Origin of the sequence: Pseudomonas sp. HMWF006, assembly GCF_003061205.1 — a bacterium.
GTDB classification, from domain to species: domain Bacteria; phylum Pseudomonadota; class Gammaproteobacteria; order Pseudomonadales; family Pseudomonadaceae; genus Aquipseudomonas; species Aquipseudomonas monsensis.
This window is the reverse complement of the sequence record NZ_QAIU01000437.1, coordinates 2,129-3,795: the sequence shown is the minus strand read 5'-3', so window position 1 is coordinate 3,795 and position 1,667 is coordinate 2,129. Positions and strand designations below refer to the sequence as shown.

General features: G+C 60.6%; 2 protein-coding genes. Both read left to right on the top strand.

The window, feature by feature from the left end; all coding sequences use genetic code 11:
- Positions 1–440 (top strand): HlyD family secretion protein (locus DBR24_RS32760; RefSeq protein WP_256591616.1); only part of this gene is annotated, 440 nt, incomplete at its 5' end.
- 2 nt (positions 441–442) lie between these two features.
- Positions 443–1,667, top strand: a 1,225-nt coding sequence (locus DBR24_RS18325; RefSeq protein WP_256591615.1) for a TolC family outer membrane protein, incomplete at its 3' end; no start/stop codon positions are given.

The window sequence follows — 1,667 nt, the reverse complement described above, 5'->3', positions numbered from 1 at the left end:
CCGCCGATGGCGTGGCGGTCAACCTCGGCGTGCACACCGAAGGCGCCGTGGTCCGGCAGGGCGAAACCCTGCTGGAGATCGTACCCCAAGGCACCAGCCTGGAAGTGGAAGGGCACTTGCCGATCAACCTGATCGACAAGGTCGGCACGCATTTGCCGGTGGACATCCTGTTCACTGCGTTCAACCAGAGCAAAACCCCGCGGGTACCGGGTGAAGTCAGCCTGATTTCTGCCGACCAGATGATCGACGAGAAAACCGGCGTGCCGTACTACGTGTTGCGCAGCAGTGTCAGCGATCAGGCCATGGAAAAACTCAACGGTCTGGTGATCAAGCCCGGCATGCCGGCAGAGATGTTCGTGCGTACCGGTGAACGTTCACTCCTCAACTATCTGTTCAAACCGCTGCTCGACCGGGCAGGCTCCGCGTTGACCGAGGAATAAGGATGTTCGGCTGTATGAATAAGCTTTCCATGCTCGCGGCGGCAATGATGCTGCTGGCGAGTCACACGGCAGTGGCGGCGATGGGGCCGTTCGAGATTTACGAACAAGCGTTGCGCAACGACCCGGTGTTCCTCGGCGCGATCAAGGAGCGTGATGCCGGCCTGGAGAACCGCGCCATTGGCCGCGCCGGGCTGTTGCCGAAAATCGGTTACACCTACAACAAGGGCCGTAACTCGTCGAAGGCGACGTCCCTCGACGAACGTGCGCGCAATCGTACCGATGACCGCAACTACAGCAGTTACGGCTCGGCCCTGACCCTGCAACAACCGTTGCTCGACTACGAGGCTTATGCCGCGTATCGCAAAGGCGTGGCGCAGTCGCTATTCGCCGACGAGAACTTCCGTGGCAAGAGTCAGGAACTGCTGGTGCGGGTGCTGGACAACTACACCAAGGCCTTGTTTGCCCAGGATCAGATTGATATCGCCCAGGCGAAGAAGAAGGCCTACGAGCAGCAGTTCCAGCAAAACGAGCACATGTTCAAACAGGGCGAGGGCACCCGCACCGACATTCTCGAAGCCGAGTCGCGTTACGAACTGGCGACCGCCGAAGAGATCGAGGCGCGCAACGAGCAGGATGCCGCGCTGCGTGAACTGGGCGCTCTGGTCGGTGTGCCGGCGGTGGATATCGGTGATCTGGTGCCGCTGAATCAGAACTTCCAGACCTTCGCGCTGATGCCGGCCAACTACGACACCTGGCACGAAATGGCGATCAGCAATAACCCCAACCTGGCGTCGCAACGCCAGGCGGTGGAAGTGGCACGCTACGAAGTGGAGCGCAACCGCGCCGGGCACTTGCCGAAAGTCAGCGCCTACGCGTCGATGCGCCAGAACGAATCGGAAAGCGGCAATACCTACAACCAGCGGTACGAGACCAACACCATCGGTTTTGAGGTCAGCGTGCCGTTGTATGCCGGTGGCGGGGTGTCGGCATCGACGCGCCAGGCCAGTCGCACCATGGAACAGGCGGAGTACGAACTGGATGGCAAGACGCGCGAGACACTGATCGAGCTGCGGCGTCAGTTCAGTGCATGCCTGTCCGGGGTGAGCAAATTACGTGCTTACCAGAAAGCGCTGACCTCGGCGGAAGCGCTGGTAGTGTCGACCAAACAGAGCATTCTCGGCGGCGAACGGACCAACCTCGACGCCTTGAATGCCGAACAGCAACTGT